The organism is Micromonospora sp. CP22 (assembly GCF_009712475.1).
Taxonomy (GTDB): domain Bacteria; phylum Actinomycetota; class Actinomycetes; order Mycobacteriales; family Micromonosporaceae; genus Micromonospora.
This window is the reverse complement of the sequence record NZ_VCJO01000056.1, coordinates 1-1,204: the sequence shown is the minus strand read 5'-3', so window position 1 is coordinate 1,204 and position 1,204 is coordinate 1. Positions and strand designations below refer to the sequence as shown.

The 1,204-nt window shown below is 68.4% G+C and carries 1 protein-coding gene; it reads left to right on the top strand.

From position 1 onward, the window contains the following. Positions 1-96: 96 nt before the first annotated feature. Positions 97-1,204, top strand: a 1,108-nt coding sequence (locus FF096_RS26185) for an ISAs1 family transposase (protein WP_230463006.1), incomplete at its 3' end; no start/stop codon positions are given.

Genomic DNA, 1,204 nt, shown 5'->3' with positions numbered 1-1,204 from the left:
GTTTGGCCTCTGTGGAGGCGCAAGGAGCGGGTGAGGCCGCATCGGTGATCATGGAGTTGCGACGCTTCACGACTCCGAGGAAGACCCCACCCGCCGATGGCATCATCTCTCATCCGGGCACTTGCCGTAGCAGCACCCACCTCCACCGCCGAGGCCGTGCCGGTCACCGACGGTGAACACGGCGGGCTGCTGCGCGCGCTCGCCGCTGTTCCTGATCCACGCGACCCACGAGGCGTGCGTTACCCGCTGGCTCCGCTGCTGGCGGTGGCGGTCTGTGCCGTCATGGCCGGGGCGTCGTCGTTCGCCGCGATCACGGATTGGCTGCACGACCTGGACGAAGGCGCCCAGGAACGGCTCGGGTTCACCGCAGGAGTGCCGGTCGGCAGCACTGTCTGGCGGATCCTGACGCGCCTGGACGACACGCTGCTCGGCACCGTCCTGGCCGGCTGGCTGCGCACCCGGACTCCCGTCGAGATGATCACGCCGGGGCGGTATCGCACGGTGATCGCCATCGACGGCAAGACGCTGCGCGGCGCCCGAACCGGCGACGGCCGCCAGGTGCATCTGCTGTCCGCTTTGGACACCACCACCGGGATCGTGCTCGCCCAGGTCACCGTGGACGCCAAAAGCAACGAGATCCCGGCGTTCGCCCCGCTGCTCGACGCCGTCGAACAGGTGCTCGGCACCCTGACCGGGGTGTTGTTCATCGCCGACGCCCTACACACCCAGACCGGTCACGCCAACGAGGTCACCGCCCGCCGAGCGCACCTGCTCGTACAGGTGAAGGCCAACCAGCCGACCCTGTTCAAGCAGCTCAAACGACTGCCCTGGGCACAGATCCCGGTCGGTGACCGCACCCGCGACCGCGGTCACGGCCGCCGCGAAACCCGCACCGTCAAAGCCGTCACCGTCGCCACCCCCGGCGGCATCGCCTTCCCACACGCCCAACAAGCCGTACGCATCACCCGCACCCGCATCGTCGCTGGCAAGACCAGCCGCGAGACCGCCTACCTGACCGTGTCACCACCCGCCGACCAAGCCCAGCCGGTCGACCTGCAGATCTGGATCCGCCGACACTGGCACATCGAAAACAAGATCCATCACGTCCGCGACGTGACGTTCCGTGAAGACCTCCACCAAGCCCGGACAGGCAACGGACCCGCCATCCTCGCAACGCTACGTAACACCGCGATCGGCTGGCACC